Annotated in this window: 2 pseudogenes; both read right to left on the minus strand. The window is 47.4% G+C overall.

What is annotated here, in order from left to right:
- A pseudogene (locus tag AB4486_RS26215) lies at positions 1-236 on the minus strand (cytochrome C); the annotation flags it as partial.
- Positions 236-623: pseudogene (locus AB4486_RS26220) on the minus strand (molybdopterin containing oxidoreductase); the annotation flags it as partial. The pseudogenes AB4486_RS26215 and AB4486_RS26220, both read right to left, overlap by 1 nt.

A 623-nucleotide genomic window follows, 5' to 3' on the forward strand; every position in this document is an offset into this window, starting at 1 on the left:
GCCATGATCAGCCCCGAGGCTTTATCTACGCCGTAGTACTCTTTTGGGTTTTCTGGAATGTCTTCAGCATGAACAAGCATCGACGTTAATAAGCTACACACCAATGCCGCTCTCATTATGCCTTTACGGTAACTGCGCTTGCTGGCAGGAGTTGAGTCTGCATGAAATGACTGGCCATTAACCAAATTGGTAAGTTTAGAACGGCCATCGATAGGCTTATTGGAAATAGACAGCATCACGACACTCTTACTGCGATACGGTGGCAACCATTAAACAGGTAACCTTTAGGATTCCATTGCGGTTGCACGACTGGCTGGCTATCGCCTTCGCTATCGGTCGCCTTCGCCCAGATCTCATAATAGCCTGTCATGGGAAGGTCTAGATCAGCTTCCCATTGTTGCCACGCGCCCTTGTTTACCGGCTTATTCAGCTTTGCATCATGCCAAGTGGTGCCGTAGTCGTAACTAACTTGCAGCTTCTCAACGGTTCTTAACCCAGCCCAAGCATGACCACTGACTTTAACCTTCTTACCGAGGGCAAACTCTGTCCCACTTTTTGGAGAAGTAATCAGCGACTTCACAATCATCTCTTCAATGATTCGGAAATCTTTGTTATCCACTTTC

This window comes from Vibrio sp. 10N.222.55.C6, assembly GCF_041473395.1.
Lineage (GTDB): Bacteria > Pseudomonadota > Gammaproteobacteria > Enterobacterales > Vibrionaceae > Vibrio > Vibrio crassostreae_C.